This is a genomic window from Saccharopolyspora gloriosae, assembly GCF_022828475.1.
GTDB classification, from domain to species: domain Bacteria; phylum Actinomycetota; class Actinomycetes; order Mycobacteriales; family Pseudonocardiaceae; genus Saccharopolyspora_C; species Saccharopolyspora_C gloriosae_A.
Map to the genome: position 1 here is coordinate 1,338,447 of NZ_CP059557.1, position 16,181 is coordinate 1,354,627.

The 16,181-nt window shown below is 69.0% G+C and carries 17 protein-coding genes; 9 read left to right on the forward strand and 8 right to left on the reverse strand.

Features of this window, described 5'->3' with window-relative positions:
• The first annotated feature begins 171 nt into the window (after window positions 1-171).
• From tsf to H2Q94_RS05820, 6 genes are all read left to right on the forward strand, one after another.
• Window positions 172-987: a translation elongation factor Ts gene (gene tsf, locus H2Q94_RS05795; protein WP_243792866.1), complete on the forward strand. Its 816-nt coding sequence runs from the start codon at window positions 172-174 to the stop codon at window positions 985-987.
• A 200-nt stretch (window positions 988-1,187) separates the two neighbouring features.
• Window positions 1,188-1,937, forward strand: coding sequence for a UMP kinase (gene pyrH, locus H2Q94_RS05800; protein WP_243792870.1), 750 nt, complete (start codon window positions 1,188-1,190; stop codon window positions 1,935-1,937).
• A gap of 93 nt (window positions 1,938-2,030) precedes the next feature.
• Entirely contained in the window at window positions 2,031-2,588 is a 558-nt protein-coding gene (gene frr / locus H2Q94_RS05805) for a ribosome recycling factor (protein WP_243792872.1), read from the forward strand.
• A gap of 182 nt (window positions 2,589-2,770) precedes the next feature.
• Window positions 2,771-3,616 carry a phosphatidate cytidylyltransferase gene (locus H2Q94_RS05810; protein ID WP_243792874.1) on the forward strand — a complete coding sequence of 282 codons (846 nt, stop codon included), beginning with the start codon at window positions 2,771-2,773 and terminating at the stop codon, window positions 3,614-3,616.
• A 13-nt stretch (window positions 3,617-3,629) separates the two neighbouring features.
• Window positions 3,630-4,358, forward strand: a complete 729-nt coding sequence (locus H2Q94_RS05815; RefSeq protein WP_243792876.1) for a class I SAM-dependent methyltransferase — start codon at window positions 3,630-3,632, stop codon at window positions 4,356-4,358.
• 496 nt (window positions 4,359-4,854) lie between these two features.
• On the forward strand, window positions 4,855-5,337 hold the full coding sequence (locus H2Q94_RS05820) for a hypothetical protein (protein ID WP_243792877.1): 483 nt from the start codon (window positions 4,855-4,857) through the stop codon (window positions 5,335-5,337).
• Window positions 5,338-5,340: 3 nt separating this feature from the next.
• On the opposite strand, the gene H2Q94_RS05825 is transcribed toward H2Q94_RS05820, so the two are convergent.
• Genes H2Q94_RS05825 through H2Q94_RS05840 form a run of 4 tightly spaced genes read right to left on the reverse strand, consistent with a single transcriptional unit; the run spans window position 5,341 to window position 8,555 of the window.
• On the reverse strand, window positions 5,341-6,012 hold the full coding sequence (locus H2Q94_RS05825; protein WP_397545469.1) for a metal-dependent transcriptional regulator: 672 nt from the start codon (window positions 6,010-6,012) through the stop codon (window positions 5,341-5,343).
• 52 nt (window positions 6,013-6,064) lie between these two features.
• Window positions 6,065-6,943, reverse strand: coding sequence for a metal ABC transporter permease (locus tag H2Q94_RS05830; RefSeq protein ID WP_243792880.1), 879 nt, complete (start codon window positions 6,941-6,943; stop codon window positions 6,065-6,067).
• Window positions 6,940-7,662, reverse strand: coding sequence for a metal ABC transporter ATP-binding protein (locus H2Q94_RS05835; RefSeq protein WP_243792882.1), 723 nt, complete (start codon window positions 7,660-7,662; stop codon window positions 6,940-6,942). The genes H2Q94_RS05830 and H2Q94_RS05835 overlap by 4 nt, the downstream gene beginning before the upstream one ends.
• The gene (locus tag H2Q94_RS05840) at window positions 7,659-8,555 is read right to left on the reverse strand and encodes a metal ABC transporter substrate-binding protein (RefSeq protein WP_243792883.1); all 897 of its coding nucleotides are present in this window, start codon (window positions 8,553-8,555) and stop codon (window positions 7,659-7,661) included. Before H2Q94_RS05840 ends, H2Q94_RS05835 begins: the two co-directional genes overlap by 4 nt.
• Before the next feature lie 171 nt (window positions 8,556-8,726).
• On the opposite strand from H2Q94_RS05840, the gene rlmN reads away from it, so the two are divergent.
• Window positions 8,727-9,836, forward strand: coding sequence for a dual-specificity RNA methyltransferase RlmN (gene rlmN / locus H2Q94_RS05845; protein WP_243792888.1), 1,110 nt, complete (start codon window positions 8,727-8,729; stop codon window positions 9,834-9,836).
• Between the two features lie 492 nt (window positions 9,837-10,328).
• Here rlmN and H2Q94_RS05850 read toward each other — a convergent pair whose 3' ends face one another.
• The 4 genes from H2Q94_RS05850 to H2Q94_RS05865 form a co-directional block, all read right to left on the reverse strand.
• Entirely contained in the window at window positions 10,329-10,817 is a 489-nt protein-coding gene (locus H2Q94_RS05850) for a beta-class carbonic anhydrase (RefSeq protein WP_243792891.1), read from the reverse strand.
• Between the two features lie 257 nt (window positions 10,818-11,074).
• Window positions 11,075-12,172: a hypothetical protein gene (locus tag H2Q94_RS05855; protein WP_243792893.1), complete on the reverse strand. Its 1,098-nt coding sequence runs from the start codon at window positions 12,170-12,172 to the stop codon at window positions 11,075-11,077.
• 157 nt (window positions 12,173-12,329) lie between these two features.
• Entirely contained in the window at window positions 12,330-12,599 is a 270-nt protein-coding gene (locus H2Q94_RS05860; protein WP_243792895.1) for a DUF2631 domain-containing protein, read from the reverse strand.
• 364 nt (window positions 12,600-12,963) lie between these two features.
• Window positions 12,964-13,242, reverse strand: coding sequence for a GlsB/YeaQ/YmgE family stress response membrane protein (locus H2Q94_RS05865; protein ID WP_243792898.1), 279 nt, complete (start codon window positions 13,240-13,242; stop codon window positions 12,964-12,966).
• Window positions 13,243-13,518: 276 nt separating this feature from the next.
• Here H2Q94_RS05865 and dxr point away from each other — a divergent pair, with 276 nt between their 5' ends.
• Both dxr and H2Q94_RS05875 read left to right on the forward strand, forming a co-directional pair.
• Window positions 13,519-14,712, forward strand: coding sequence for a 1-deoxy-D-xylulose-5-phosphate reductoisomerase (dxr, locus tag H2Q94_RS05870; RefSeq protein ID WP_243795557.1), 1,194 nt, complete (start codon window positions 13,519-13,521; stop codon window positions 14,710-14,712).
• Window positions 14,712-15,995 carry a M50 family metallopeptidase gene (locus tag H2Q94_RS05875; RefSeq protein ID WP_243792900.1) on the forward strand — a complete coding sequence of 428 codons (1,284 nt, stop codon included), beginning with the start codon at window positions 14,712-14,714 and terminating at the stop codon, window positions 15,993-15,995. Before dxr ends, H2Q94_RS05875 begins: the two co-directional genes overlap by 1 nt.
• The last annotated feature ends 186 nt before the right edge of the window (window positions 15,996-16,181 follow it).

Here is a 16,181-nt window from a genome sequence, read left to right on the forward strand (position 1 = left end):
ATCTTCGCGCGGACCGGCCACACTGGTGGCCGAGGCCAATGGCGGCGGGCATCACCGATGCGGCCGCCGCCTCTTTCGCGTCGCGAGCGGTTCCGACGGACCTGATGTCGCCGGAAATCGCCGCTGAAACTTCCGCTGTGCACACATTCCGAAAAAGGACGGACCCGCACGATGGCTAACTACACTGCGGCCGACGTCAAGCGTCTCCGTGACCTGACCGGCGCTGGCATGATGGACTGCAAGAAGGCCCTCGCCGAGACCGACGGGGACTTCGACAAGGCCGTGGAGGCCTTGCGCATCAAGGGTGCCAAGGACATCGGCAAGCGCGCCGAGCGTTCCGCCGCCGAGGGCCTGGTCGCCGCCGAGGAAGGCGCGCTGATCGAGCTCAACAGCGAGACCGACTTCGTCGCCAAGAACGACGAGTTCGTCGCCCTGGCCAACCAGGTCGTCAAGGCCGCGAAGGCCGCGAACTCCTCCGACTTGGAGACCGTCAAGGCCGCCCCGCTGGACGGCAAGACGATCGGTGAGGCCGTTCAGGACCTCGCCGTCAAGATCGGTGAGAAGCTGGAACTGCGCCGTGTCGCCGTCTTCGACGGCCAGACGACGACCTACCTGCACCGCCGCGCCGCGGACCTGCCGCCGGCGGTGGGCGTGCTCGTCGAGTACACCGGTTCCTCCGAGGACGCGGCCCGCAACGCCGCGATGCAGGTGGCGGCCCTGAAGGCCACCTACCTCACCCGGGACGAGGTCCCCGAGGACGTGGTGGCCAACGAGCGCCGCATCGCCGAGGAGACCGCGCGCGCCGAGAACAAGCCGGAGCAGGCCCTCCCGAAGATCATCGAGGGGCGCCTCAACGGCTTCTTCAAGGAGAACGTGCTGCTCGACCAGCCGTCGGTGCAGGACAACAAGAAGACCGTGAAGGCCCTGCTCGACGAGTCCGGCGTGACCGTGACCCGCTTCGCGCGGTTCGAGGTCGGCCAGGCCTGATCTCGTCCCGGTGCGGACCGGTCCCGGCCGCCGCACCGGTTTCGCGTCCCCGCCGCCGGTTCGCCTCGGGCGCCCCGACGGCGGGGATCGCGACCTGCACGCCCCGCCTCCGCCCCTGGGAGCGGGGCGTTCGCGCAGCGCACCGCTGATGACGGTGCACCTCGATCACCGCGGAACAACAGCCTCTCGGGAGGAACCCAGTGACCGACGACGGTCTGTCGGAAGACGGCTATGGGCGTGTGCTGCTCAAACTGGGCGGTGAAATGTTCGGTGGCGGCGCGGTCGGTGTCGACCCGAACGTGGTGGGCACGGTGGCCAGGCAGATCGCCGAGGTCGTGGCGGGCGGCGTCGAGGTCGCCGTGGTCATCGGCGGCGGCAACTTCTTCCGCGGCGCCGAGCTGCAGCAGCGCGGCATGGAACGCGCTCGGGGCGACTACATGAGCATGCTGGGCACGGTGATGAACTGCCTGGCACTGCAGGACTTCCTGGAACGCGAGCACGACATCGACACTCGCGTGATGACGGCGATCGAAATGGGTCAGGTCGCCGAGCCCTACATTCCGCGCCGTGCGAGCAGGCACATGGAGAAGGGCCGCGTGGTCATCTTCGGTGCCGGAACCGGGATGCCGTACTTCTCCACCGACACCGCGGCCGCGCAACGCGCCCTGGAGATCGGTTGCGAGGTCGTGCTGATGGCCAAGGGCGTGGACGGGGTCTACACCGCGGACCCGAAGACTGATCCGACCGCGGAGCGCTTCGACGCGGTCAGCCACCGCGAGGTGCTGGAGCGCGGGCTTAAGGTGGCCGATGCCACCGCGTTCAGCCTGTGCATGGACAACCAGATGCCCATCCTGGTGTTCAACCTCCTGGAGGAGGGCAACATCGCTCGCGCCGTGCGCGGTGAGAAGATCGGAACCCTGGTCAGCACCCCGGCCGCAGGGTCCGCGTGACCGTGCTGGGATCCTGATCGGGTTCCGCTACCGACGCTGCCGCGTCGCACGCGGCGCGCTGTACACATCGGCCGGTACACCTAAGGAGCAACCGTGATCGACGAGACTCTTCTCGAAGGCGAGGAGAAGATGGAGAAGGCGGTGCAGGTGGCCAAGGACGACCTGGCCACGGTTCGCACCGGCCGTGCCAATCCGGGGATGTTCGCCAACGTCGTCGTCGACTACTACGGCTCGCCGACGCCGCTGAACCAGCTGGCCAGCGTCAGCGTGCCGGAGGCGCGGCTGATCGTGGTCAAGCCTTACGACGCGAGCCAGCTCGCCGCGATGGAGAAGGCCATCCGGGACTCCGACCTGGGATTCAACCCGTCCAACGACGGGCAGCTGATCCGCATCGCCGTTCCGCAGATGACCGAGGAACGCCGCAAGGAGATGGTCAAGCTCGCCAAGCACAAGGGCGAGGAAGGCAAGATCTCCGTGCGCGGCATCCGGCGCAAGGTCAAGGAAGAGATCGACCGGGTCGTCAAGGACGGCGAGGCCGGCGAGGACGAGGGCAAGCGCGGGGAGAAGGAGCTGGAGACCCTGACGCACCGTTTCACGGCCCAGATCGACGACCTCGTCAAGCACAAGGAAGCAGAGCTCCTCGAAGTTTGAGAGGCTGTCTTGCAACTGTGGTTCGCGGCTGCCGGGCCGCTTTCGCCGGCGGCGTCCGTGTGGGCGCCTGGTCGTTTCCGCTCGTGCCGGTCAAAGATTCGGCCGCACGCCGCCCGAATGCCGGGTGTGCCGGTCCCGGACGGCCTTCGGTGACGACCAGCCAGCGCGAAGGTGAGTCCGGGATGTCCGCTTCCGTACCGGACCCGCCGTCGCGTCCGTCTCGGGCAGGTCGTGACCTGCGAGCGGCGATCGCGGTCGGCGTCGTGCTCGGCGCCGCGATCATTTTGTCGTTGCTGATGCTGCGGCACCTGTTCATCGGCATCGTCGCGGTGGCGGCCGCGGTCTCCACGGTGGAACTGGCCGGGGCGCTGCGCCGCGGCGCCGACATCAAGGTCAGCCTGCTGCCGGTGCTCGTGGGTGGGCAGCTGATGATCTGGTTGTCCTGGCCGTTCGGGCTGCGCGGGCTGCTGGTGGCGTTCACGATCACCACGCTCAGCTGCCTGGCGTGGCGTTTCCGGCTCGGCGTGGACGGATATCTGCGCGACGTGACGGCCTCGGTGTTCACCGCCGCTTATGTGCCGATGTTCGCGTCGTTCGCGGCGATGCTGGTGGTGCCGGAGGACGGCGCGTTCCGCGCGTTGTGCTTCATGATCGGCGTGGTCGCCTCGGACACGGGGGGGTATGCGTTCGGGGTGCTGCTGGGCAGGCATCCGATGGCGCCGTTGATCAGTCCGAAGAAGTCCTGGGAGGGCTTCGCGGGTTCGATGCTGACGGGCACCGTCGGCGGTGCGTTGTCGGTGACGCTGCTGCTGGAGGGCCAGTGGTGGCAGGGGGCATTGTTCGGTGCGGCTCTGGTGTGCAGCGCGACGCTGGGCGACTTGATGGAGTCGGTCATCAAGCGAGATCTGGGCATCAAGGACATGGGCAATCTGCTGCCGGGGCACGGCGGTTTGATGGATCGGATGGATTCGTTGCTGCCGTCCGCGGTGGTGGCGTGGATGATGCTGTTCTGGTTGATCCCGCAATGATCAGGTGCTCGTGGTGATCGAGGCCGGGGCGGAGCACCGGATCACGCCGAGCCCGAACATCTGGCACTGGCCGGACGTGTACGAGCGGGAGAACCGGGCGCAGGATTCGACCGGCGCGCTGTGGAGCGCGCTGCGCGCCCGGTGCGAGTGGACGGGCCTGGACGTGGTGGACGTCGGGTGCGGCGATGGTTTTCACCTGGGGGTCTTCGCGGAGTCCGCGCGGTCGGTGATCGGTGTGGAGCCGCACGCGCCGCTGGTGGAGCGGGCGCGGCGGCGGGTCTCCGGGCTTGCCGGTGTTGATGTGCGCCAAGCTCCCGCCCAGCGGCTGCCGTTGGCGGACGCGAGTGTTGATCTGGTGCACGCGAGGACCGCGTACTTCTTCGGCCCGGGATGCCAACCGGGGTTGGCCGAGGCTGAGCGGGTGCTGCGGCCCGGGGGCACCTTGGCGATCATCGATTTGGACGGTTCGTGCGAGCCCTACGGGAAGTGGATGCGGGCGGATGCGCCGCGGTTCGATCCGCAGGCGGTGGAGCGGTTCTTCCAGCTGCACGGATTCGTGAGCGAGCAGGTGCGGACCGTGTGGCGGTTCGGCGATCGTGCGGAGCTGGCCGAGGTGCTGGCGATCGAGTTCTCGCCGAAGGTGGCGCGTCGTGCGCTGCGCGAGGTCTCCGGATGCGCGCTGGACGTGGGCTATCGCCTGCGAATTCGCACTCGGCCGCGTGGCCTGGTCCGCGGTCCTTGAATTTCGAACTCCGCTTTTTTTGATTCGATCCGATTTTTCGGCTGCTGTACCGGCCAGTAGTCTATTTGCGGGGGAAAGCACCTGCTCAGATAAGGGATTGCTGTATTCGAGCGTGGTTACTGACACGTAAAGTAGTCAGTGCTCTCGATCGGCTGGGAATGCCAACCGGCTAGACTATTAAGCCAAGTCGCATTATCGAGTACCGTTACCCTTCGGTGCTTTTGGTGCGGTCCGAACGCCCCCGAATGACGCCTTGTTCCAGGACGTCCACCGTGATCGACTTGTGGCGGTGACGGGGCGCGCCCGCTGCAGCGAAGCAGTGGCCGCCTCCTTCCAGGCTCAGGGGTGGCCGCGACGGCCGGCCATGGCCTCCAAGACCGACCACGGCACACCGAGGTGACCACCGAAAGCGGTCAGCAGATCAGGCGGGCCGTCTCCGGACGGCTGCGGGCAGGTGGCTCGATTCCGCCCAGGAACGCGCAACAGGAGCGACGAGATGGCCATTCACGCGGGCAGACCGGTGACCGCGGGCCTGAGCCAGGTCGCCCGGATGGATCGACGGGAACGCGCCCGGCTGGTCCGGGAGCTGTCCCGGCAGCACTCGACGTTCCGGTCGTTGTGGCGCCAGGTGATGCTCGCCAGGGGCATCGCGTTCACCTCGGTCTTGGCGCTGGCGGTAGCCGTGGTGCTGCTGGTGCAGGCGGAGGTGCCCACGCGATGGGTGGCAGCGCTGGTGCTCGGCGGTCTGGCCGGGTTCGCCTACGTGGCGATAGTGCTCACCGATCACCGGTTCGACCTGCTGCTCGCCGTCCTCGGCGCGCATCGCACTGATGAGCTCAACGACCGCCTGCTCACCGATGAGCTCTACGGCACCGAGACGGCGGAGAAGGGGCACGCGGCGAACGAACCGGGAGACGCCGCCGCGGCTAAGGAAGCGGCCGGCCGCCGAGAACGGGACGGCAAGAGCCGCGCTTGCTGACCGTCAGCTCCGGATCGAGAGCGTGCCCGCGATCTCGGTGCCGAGGAAGTGCGTCTCGGCCTGCGCCGGTTCCCCGATGCGCACCACGAGCGGGCCGCCGAACGGTTTGCGCTCCACGACCTCGATCCGCGCGCCCAGCGTCATGCCGTGGTCGGTGAGGTAGCGCAGCAAATCCGAATCGGTGTCCCACACCCGTGCGATGGTGCCGACGGTGCCGGGCTCGACCTGGTCGAGCAGCCGGGTGGTGGGCTTCTCGACGACCCCGTCCGCCGTGGGAATCGGGTCGCCGTGCGGGTCGTGCGTGGGATTGCCTAGCTTGGCGGCGATGTGCTCGATGAGTTCGTCGGAGACGGCGTGTTCCAGCGCGTCGGCCTCCGGATGCACTTCGTCCCAGGTGTAGTCGAGCACCTCCACCAGGAACAGTTCGAGCAGCCGGTGCCTGCGGAGCACGTCGTAGGCCAGCCGGCGGCCGTCCGAGGTGAGTTCGACGCTGCGGTACCGAACGTGGGTGACCAGTCCCAGCTGCGCCAGCTTGGTGATCATCCCGGACACCGACGAGGGGCTCAGCCCCAGCCGTTGCGTCAGCGTCGCGTTGGTCACGGCCACCCCGCGCTCACTGAGCCCGTAGATCGCCCGGACGTAGTCCTCGACGGACGCCGACGGGCGTTCGGCCATGCTTGTCATGTCTTCCACGATAGGAGACCGAGCGGGGCCACGAATGGGTGGACTACGCGGCGGTCGCCGTCTCCGCTCGCCGTGCGCGCCGGCGCAGCATTTCTCGCAGCAGGCCTTGCCCGGGCGCGAACAGGTAGGTGAGCAGGAACAGCGCCGCCTGGCAGAGCACGATCATGCCGCCGGTGGAGGTGTCCAGGTGGAAGCTCAGGTAGGTGCCCGTGATGCCGCTGCCCACCGACAGCGCCGAGGCCGCGGCCAGCATCCGGGGAAAGCGCCGGGTGAGCAGGAACGCGGTGGCTCCCGGAGTGATCAGCATCGCCGTCACCAGGATGACTCCGACGGCCTGCAACGCGACGACCACGGTCAACGCGAGCATGGTCAGCAGCAGCGCCCCGATCAGGCGCGGCCGCAGCCCGATGGCGTGTGCGTGGGTGGGGTCGAACGAGTAGAGCGTGAGGTCCCGGCGCTTGATCATCGCCACGGTCAGCGTGACCGCGCTGATCACCAGGACCTGCGCGATGTCGCCATCGGTGACGCCGAGGACGTTGCCGAACAGGATGTGGTTGAGGTCGACCTGGCTGGGGATGCGCGACACCAGCACCACGCCCAGCGCGAACAGCCCGGTGAACACGACCCCGATCGCAGCGTCGCCCTTGAGCTTCGTGGTGCCGCGCACGGCGCCGATCATGGCCACGGCCAGCCCGCCGAACAGGAACGCGCCGACGGAGAACGGCAGCGCGAATACGTAGGCGAGCACCACACCGGGAAGCACGGCGTGCGACACGGCGTCCCCGAGCAGGGACCAGCCGATCAGCGTCACCCAGCAGGACAGCACCGAGCACACCAGCGCCGCCACGACGCTCACCAGCAGCGCACGCCGCATGAACCCGAATTGCAGCGGTTCCAGCAGCCAGATCGCGATGTCGTTCATCGGGCTCCTTCCGGCACGCCGAAGGTGCGGGCGAGCGTTTCGGGGGCGAGCACCTCGGCGATGGGACCGTGCGCGAGGACCCGCTGGTGCAGCAGCACCGCCTCGTCGCACAGCGCGGGGGCGCCGGCGAGGTCGTGGGTGGAGATCATGATCGTGCGGCCCTCGTCGCGGAGCCCGCGCAGCAGCTCGCTGATCATCGCCTCGGATCCCTTGTCGACCCCGGCGAACGGTTCGTCCAGCAGCAGCAGTTCGGCCTCCTGCGCGATGCCGCGGGCGACGAAGGCGCGTTTGCGCTGGCCGCCGGACAGCGCGCCGATCGGATTGCGGGCCAGGTCGGTGAGTCCGACCCGTTCCAGCGCGTCGGCGACGGCGGCTCGGTCGGCGGGCCGGGCGCGGCGCATCGGTCCCATCCGGCCGTAGCGGCCCATCAGCACCACGTCGGACACGGTGACGGGGAAAGTCCAGTCGACCGCCTCGGACTGCGGCACGTAGGCGATGAGCCCGTCACTGCGGGCGCGCTTCGGGTCCCGGCCGAGCAGCCGGATCTCGCCCTTGTCCGGCCGCACCAGGCCCATCAGGGATTTGAACAGCGTCGACTTGCCGGAGCCGTTGACGCCGAGCAGTCCGCAGACTCGGCCCGGCGCGATGTCCACGGTCACGTCGTCGAGTGCGAGCGTGTCGCGGTAGGAAACGGTGACGTGCCGGGCCTGCACGCTCATCGGGCACCTCCGGAGAGTCCGGTGACGATGGTCTCGGCGTCGTGGCGCAGCAGGTCCAGGTAGGTGGGGACCGGCCCGCCCGGTTCGGAGAGGGAGTCGACGTAGAGCTTGCCGCCGAGTCGCGCACCCGTCTCCTCGGCGACCTGGCGTTGGGCCTTGTCGCTCACGGTGGATTCGCAGAACACGGCCGGGACGCGACGCTCGTTGACGAACCGGGTGGTGTTCTTGATCTGCTGCGGAGTGCCTTCCTCGTCGCTGTTGACCGGCCACAGGTACGCCTCGCGCAGTCCGGTGTCCCTGGCGAGGTAGGAGAACGCGCCTTCACAGCTGACCAGGGCGCGCTGCGGTTCGGGGATGCGGGCGATCTCGGTGCGCAGGTAAGTCTCGATCTCGTCGAGCCGCCGCGTGTAGTTCTCGGCGTTGCCCCGGAACGTCTCGGCGTGCGCCGGGTCCAGCCGGGTGAGCGCGTCGCGGATGTTCGCGACGTAGATCTTGGCGTTGCGCGGCGACATCCAGGCGTGCGGATTGGCCTTGCCCTGGTAGCCGCCGGCCTCGACGGGGATCGGGTCGATCCCGGCGCTGAGCGTCACGTGCGGGGCTTCGCTGCGTTGCACGAACTGGGCGAACCAGCTTTCCAGGCCGAGCCCGTTGTCGAGCACCAGGTCGGATTTCGCGGCGGTGAGCAGGTCGCTGGGCGTGGGTTCGTAGCCGTGCACCTCGGCGCCCGGCTTGGCGATCGACTCGACGTGGATCGCGTCCCCGGCGACGGCCCTGGTCATGTCGGCGAGCACGGTGAAGGTGGTGACCACGGAGCGCTTGCCGTCGTCGGCTCGGCTCAGGTCGATGTCGCAGGCCGTCACCAGTGGCAAGGTCGCGGCCAGGGCGACGAGCACGGCAGGCGCGCGTCGTGTTCTCGGCTGCCCGCAGCGAGAATTTCGCCACCATGCAGAGATGGGTTTCGGCACCCCGAAACAATATCGGACGGGGTCCGGCCGAACCAGGGCCGCCGGTCCGTGGACGGGCCGACGGGCCACCGGTGCCTTCGTGGGACACTGGAGGGCGCTATGTCGACTTCACTTCCGCTGGTCTTCGACGCGCCCAAGCGCGGCATGCCCCCTCGCCACCTCGCCGATCTGTCGGCCGAGGAGCGCCGCGCCGCGGTGAGCGAGCTGGGCGAGAAGGCGTTCCGCGCGAAACAGCTCGCGCACCACTACTTCGGCAGGCTCAACGCGGACGTGGAGTCGATGACCGACATCCCCGCGGCGAGCAGGGACAAGCTCGGCGCGGACCTGCTGCCCACGTTGCTGAGCCAAGTGCGCACGCTGGACACCGACGAGGGCACCACGCGCAAGACGCTGTGGCGCGCGCACGACGGCACGATGATCGAGAGCGTGCTGATGCGCTATTCCGAGCGCGCCACCGTCTGCATTTCCAGCCAGGCGGGCTGCGGGATGGCCTGCCCGTTCTGCGCGACCGGCCAGGGCGGCCTGCAGCGGAACCTGTCCACCGCGGAGATCGTGGACCAGGTGCGCACGGCGGCCGCGATGATGCGCGACGGCGAGGTGCCCGGCGGTCCTGGGCGGCTGTCGAACGTGGTGTTCATGGGCATGGGCGAGCCGCTGGCGAACTACAAGCGGGTCATCGCCGCGGTGCGCCGGATCTGCGATCCCGCGCCGGACGGCCTCGGCCTGTCGCAGCGTTCCGTCACGGTCTCCACGGTGGGCCTGGTGCCCGCGATCAAGCGGATGACCGAAGAACAGCTGCACGTGACGCTGGCGGTGTCGCTGCACACGCCGGACGACGAACTGCGGGACACGCTGGTGCCGGTGAACAACCGCTGGAACGTCGCCGAGGTGCTCGAAGCGGCGCGCGGTTACGCCGACCACACCGGGCGGCGAGTGTCCATCGAGTACGCCTTGATCCGCGACGTCAACGACCAGCCGTGGCGCGCGGACCTGCTCGGCAAGCTGCTGCACAAGCACCTGGGCCAGTTCGCGCACGTCAACCTGATCCCGCTGAACCCGACGCCGGGCAGCAAGTGGGACGCCTCGCCGAAGCCGGTGCAGCGCGAGTTCGTGCAGCGCGTCCGCGACGCGGGTGTCCCGTGCACGGTCCGCGATACGCGCGGGCAGGAAATCGCGGCGGCCTGCGGCCAGCTCGCCGCCGAGGCCTGATCAGCACGACCGCACGCGGGGAACGGGTGCGGCGTCGTTGTGAGCGGCCCCTTCCCGCGCATGCCGCTCAGGGGTTACGGCGACTTCATCAAGTCGGATGATCTCGTTCGAGTCCGGACGAGTCCGCCGGGCGGCGCGGATTGGTTGCCGTGGCACATACCCGCGGACGCCGGTGCGGCTGCGGAGACCAGCGGAGAGTTCCGCGATCATGCCTCGTTCGGGATGCCGCGGTGATCGACGCACGAACATCGACGCGTCGCGCGCAAGGGATGTCCATCGACCGTGTGGGGGCTCTGGAAAAGGCACCGGACGGAGATCATGCTGGTGAGCGTGGTCCTGGCGAACCGCCGGGTCATATCGGTCCGATGCCGATGCCCCCGACCGGTATCGGGCTCGGCCGACCGGGCAGTGCTCCCTTCCCCTCGCACCGCACTGTCCGGTCGGACCCCCGGTCGACCCACGGCCCGGCCGAGCGGGGGGCCGCCTTCAGACTCAGCCGACCTCGCGGAGCTTGCCGGTGGCGACGTCGAACACGAACCCGCGCACCGAGTCCTTCCGCGGGATGAAGGGATTGGTGCGGATCCGCTGCAGGGACTGCTGAACGTCGGTGTCGATGTCGTTGAACGACTCCGGCGCCCACTCGGGCTTGATGCCGGTCTCACCTTGAATGGACGCGGTGAATTCGGCGTCGGTGAACGTGAGCATCCCGCAGTCCGTGTGGTGGATCAGGATGATCTCCTCGGTGCCCAGCAGGCGTTGGCTGATCGCGAGCGAGCGGACCTCGTCCGCCGTGATCACACCGCCGGCGTTGCGGATCACGTGCGCCTCGCCCTCGTTGAGGCCGAGCGCGCGGTACACGTCCAGGCGGGCGTCCATGCACGCCACCACGGCGACCTTCTTCGACGGCGGCAAGGGGAGCGGGCCGCTGAATTCGGCGGCGTAAGCGTCGTTGTTGCGGAGCAGTTCATCGGTGACCGACATGATGCAGCCTTCCTGGTAGCGGTAGGCGCGAGCGTCGGGCGCCCGCGCCGGGCGGTGCCGAACGGAAGCGGCCGCGCACCGGATGCGCGGCCCGTCGACACGCCTGGTCGAACAACGACCCGCGCCGAGTCGGCCAGAACGCGGTCAGCATCACAGCTGTCATGCGCACACTCTTATTGGTGCACGCCGAGTGCGCGCAAGGAGACACCACGTAGTGGGACGCCGGCGGATTCGAGCGGACCCGCGACCGCGGCCGTTCAACCGGGCGGAGCTCCGGCGGCGTGGCCGGGCGCGATGATCCGCTCCGCGTTGTCCGGTGGCCAGGTGATGCATTCGCCGACCACGTCGCCGATGCCGGTTCGGGGGTCCGCCGATCCGGGGACGACGACCTCGCCGTCCCGGACCGCCTCCCGCAGCCTGATCAGCACGCAGAGTTCGTAGGCGGCCCGATCGACCCGGCCCTGCCGGTCGACGACCACGTCCAGCCAGGCCGCGGGCACCACCCCGCGCACCGGGATGTCCAGCTCGGAGGGGTAGAACCGCTCGGCGCCCCACACCTGGGTCGTCTCCCCGAGCAGTTCGCCCAGGGCCGCCAGCAGCGGCCAGCACTCGGGTGCGGCACTGCGGAACTCCAGCACTTGGAGCATCGCTGACAGCAGCTGCCGGTAGTCGGTGGTGTAGGCGACGTGCAGGGCCGCCCGGCCGGCTCGGGCGAGGCTGTTCTTGTCGTCCGTGCCGCGGACCAGCGCGCCCAGTCCGTGGTCCGGCACCGGCCACCACTCCCACTGCGCGCCGCCGCCGCCAGGGCCTGCGGTGCGCAACGGTTCGCTCGCCTGCCGCAAGCGTTCCGCCACACGCCCGTGCAGCTCGTCTATCAGTGCGAACAGGACGCCGAGGAGTTCGTGGGTGAGTTCCGCCTGCCTGAACCAGCAGAGCGCGGCCAGCAGCGGCAGTCGTTGGCCGGGGGACTCGGTGGGCAATCCGGTGAGCGCCCGGTGCCGCCAGCAGTCGACGGTCTCCAGCGGGACGTCGTCGAACGCGTCCGCCGGCAGTCGCAACTCGCGTAGCCGGTCGAGGCGGTCGACCTCCCGGAGCAGCGCGGGCAATCGTTCCGGAGTGGGCGCCCCTGTCAGCTCGTCCAGGAACGAACTGGGCAGCCGCAGTGCGCGAACGGCGCTGAGTCCGTCCAGCTCCCGGCAGAGCGCTCGCGTGTCGATCCGCGCGGGAGCGGGCAGGAACTCGTGCGGTATCCGGTCGCGGCCCCGGGCGCCGAGCAACCCGGCGAGCTCATCCGCCGCCGACCCCAGTCGCGCCAAGACCCGCCGGTGCAGTTGCGGCTCCGGGGAATGGCCCACGAAGCGAAACGTAGACCTCCCGGGGCAAACCCGATCGGGCGACCTCCGAACAATGAATGATCATTGTCGCAGGTCGGGTCCTGATCGGTTCGGCCGAGAGGAGTACGGGCGCTACCCGTTCGTCCTAGTCGTGGCAAGTTCCGGGTGACGAGCCGGGTCAGCGACGACGGCGAAGATCCACCAGCAGGCCGATCGCGACGGCTGCGGCGAGGCCGACGAGCCAGCCGTCCTCGGTCTTGAAGGCGTGGCCGCCGCTGAGGATTCCCTGGTGGTTGCCCACCAGCATGATCAGCAGCGCGAACACGGTGAACCAGCCCGCGATCTGGGTGCCCTTGGGGAACCCGCCGTGCCAGCCCCAGTCGACCGACGGCTCGTCGGCCGGGTCGATGGCCTGACCGGGCTTGGTCTCCAGCTCCGTGCTCGCCACGTACCCTCCTGCGCCACAACCAGCCACCGAGGCGGTTGAACCTGCTCCTGAACGCGGCACCAACGAGCCACGCGTAGCCCATCTTCGCATACCCGCCCCCACGAACAGGCGCCCTGGCTAGGCGTGCACCAGGGGCTCGCGGCTGCGGTCCAGCCGGTCCCGAACCCGAATCTTTACGGCGAAGCCGAATCATTGCGGCGAAGCCGTGCCTGTATGCGCGTCAGCGCATAGCCCACGTCAAACCTCCTCGCGAGGAAGCCACTGAGGTTCCGCCACCCGACCCCCAAAGCAAAACGAGCACAAACGAAGCCGCGGAACGGGAAAAACCCGTTCCGCGGCTTCCTGGGAGTGGACCGGGGGCGTGTCAGCCCCCTTTGGCGGCCTTACTCGTCCTGCCGACGATCAGCCGGTAAATGCCCAGCACGATGACCGCGCCGACGATGGCCAGCAGCCAAGTTCGCCACGACCAGAAACTTTCCAATCCGACGTGGAAGATCCAGTTCCCGATCAGGCCGCCGACGAAAGCCCCGACCACACCCAGCAGCAAGGTGACGAGAATCCCGCCCGGATCCTTGCCCGGCATGATCAATTTGGCGATGGCGCCCACGATGAGTCCGAGAACGATCCATCCGATGATGCCCATGGCGCTACCCCTTCCTGCCTGGTGGTGAACGCTGAGCCAGCGGGACGATCCGGTGGTTCAGGCGTCCGGTGCTCGGGGCTTACCCCACCGATCGTGACGGCTATCGCGGCTTCCCGCACCGCGAGCGACCGGTGATCACCTGCTTCGGGGACAATGGCGGCGATGGACACCGCGACCCCCGCTTCGAGCGCGCGCACCGAATCCCCCGTTTCCGGAACCGGCGGTCCGGCAGGTGCCGCCGCCGAGCACGACGCCGCACGCGGGACGCCGCGCAGCGTGCTGATCCTCGGTTCGACCGGTTCGATCGGTACCCAGGCCCTGGACGTGATCCGGAACAACCCAGGCCGGTTCCGCGTCGCGGGCATCGCCGCCGGGGGCAGCGACCCGGCCGCGCTCGCCACGCAGGCCTTGGAGTTCGAGGTCGAGGCGGTGGCGGTGGCCAAGGGCACCGCGGCCGAGGACGTGCAGCTCGCGCTGTACGCGGAGGCGCAGCGCCTCGGCTACTCCACCGGGGACTTCCGGTTGCCGAAGCTGCTGGCGGGGCCGGAGGCGACGACCGAGCTGGTGCGGTCCACGCCCGCCGATGTGGTGCTCAACGCCGTTGACGGGTCGCGCGGGCTCAAGCCGACGCTGGCCGCGCTGGAGTCGGGCGCGACCTTGGCGTTGGCGAACAAGGAATCGCTGGTGGCGGGCGGTTCGCTGGTGCTGCGCGCGGCGAAGCCGGGCCAGATCGTGCCGGTGGACTCCGAGCATTCCGCGCTGGCGCAGTGCTTGGCGGGCGGCAAGGCGGACGAGGTGGACCGGCTGGTGCTGACCGCTTCGGGCGGGCCGTTCCGCGGCCGCAAGCGCCACGAGCTGGAAGGGGTCACGCTCGAACAGGCGCTCAAGCACCCGACGTGGGCGATGGGCACCGTCGTCACGATCAACTCGGCCACGCTGGTGAACAAGGGCCTGGAGCTGATCGAGGCGCGGCTGCTGTTCGACGTGGACTACGACCGCATCGACGTGGTGGTGCACCCGCAGTCGATCGTGCACTCGATGGTCACGTTCGTGGACGGTTCGACGTTGGCGCAGGCCAGCCCGCCGAACATGCGGCTGCCGATCGCGCTGGGGCTGGACTGGCCGAACCGGATCGCGAAGGCCGCGCCGCCGTTGTCGTTCTCCGAGGCGTCGTCGTGGACGTTCGAACCGCTCGACGACGAGGCGTTCCCGGCGGTGTCGCTGGCCCGCCACGCCGGTTCCACCGGCGGCTGCCTGCCCGCGATCTTCAACGCGGCGAACGAGGAGGCGCTGGCCGCCTTCGTCGAAGGCAACAGTGGTTTCACCGGCATCGTGCAGACTGTGGAGCGAACGCTCGCCGCCGCCGACCAGTGGCGCGGTGAACCGCAGAGCGTGGACGAGGTCTTCGCAGCAGAGGAGTGGGCGCGAGTGAAATCCCGCGAACTCGTGGCGGCAGGGAAGGGGCAGTGATGCTGGTCATCGTCGGCATCGTCCTGTTCTTCGTGGGGCTGCTGCTGTCCATCGCCTGGCATGAACTCGGTCACCTGCTCACCGCGAAGCTGTTCGGTGTCAAGGTCACCCAGTACATGGTGGGCTTCGGCCGCACCGTGTGGTCGCGCAAGACCAGCGAGACCGAGTACGGCGTGAAGCTGATCCCGTTCGGCGGCTTCATCCGGATGATCGGCATGTTCCCGCCGAAGCGCGACGAGGAGTACGGGCGCACCGCCTCCTCCGCGCCGTGGCGCGTGATGATCGAGGACGCTCGGGAGGCGGCGGCCGAAGAGGTCACTCCCGAGGACGCGCATCGGCAGTTCTACCAGCGCAAACCGTGGAAGCGGATCATCGTGATGGCCGCGGGGCCGGTCATGAACCTGATCCTCGCGGTGCTCATCTTCGCCGGGATCCTGATGGGCTACGGCAAGCCGGAGCTCACCACGACGGTCTCGTCGGTCAGCGAGTGCGTGGTGGCGGCGGACGTGAAGGACACCGCGAGCTGCCCGGCCGGTGCTCCGCCGTCGCCGGCCGCCGCGGCCGGTTTCCAGCCCGGCGACAAGATCCTCGAGTTCAACGGCCAGGCCTACGGTTCGTGGACGGAACTGCAGAAGGCCATTCGCGGCTCGGAGGGCTCGGTCCCGATCGTCGTGGAGCGCGCCGGCCAGCGCGTCCCCCTCCAGGCCGACCTGATCCAGGACAAGCGTCCTTCGTTGGAGGACTCGAAGAAGACCGAGGTCGTCGGGTTCCTGGGGCTTTCGCCGGACCAGATCCTGGTCCAGCAGGACGTCGGCGGAGTGGCGAACACGATCGGCGGGTTCGCCACGCTCACCGCGCAGAAGATCGTCGAGCTGCCGCAGCGGGTGCCGGACCTGATCTCGGCCATCGGCGGACAGGAGCGGTCCGACGATTCGCCGGTGGGCATCGTCGGCGCCAGCCGCATCGGCGGCGAGGTGCTGTCCATGGACGACGTGTCCGTGGGTGCCCGGTTGATCACGATGATGAATCTGCTGGCGGCGGTGAACCTCTCGCTGTTCGTGATGAACATGCTGCCGATCCTGCCGCTGGACGGCGGGCACATCGCGGGTGCGCTGTGGGAGTCGGTGCGCCGAGGCGTCGCGAAGCTGGTGCGCCGGCCGGATCCGGGGCCGTTCGACACGGCGCGGCTGATGCCGCTGGCGTACGGGGTGACGTTGATCTTCATCGCGTATTCGCTGCTCGTGCTGGTCGCCGACGTCGTCAACCCGGTCACGTTGCTCTAGCCGCTGCACGAGCACACCCGCACCGGCTGTCGAGGACTCGCGTTGACGGGCCGGTCGGGGGCGAGCACATCGGACCCGAGGCAGGGGCCTCCCGCGAACCGCGGAAGGCCCCTGCGGCTTCGTCTCCGCCCGCGGGTCCTCCACCGGCCGCGCGGGACCGCCCGCACCGGTGGCCGCGGCCGTAGC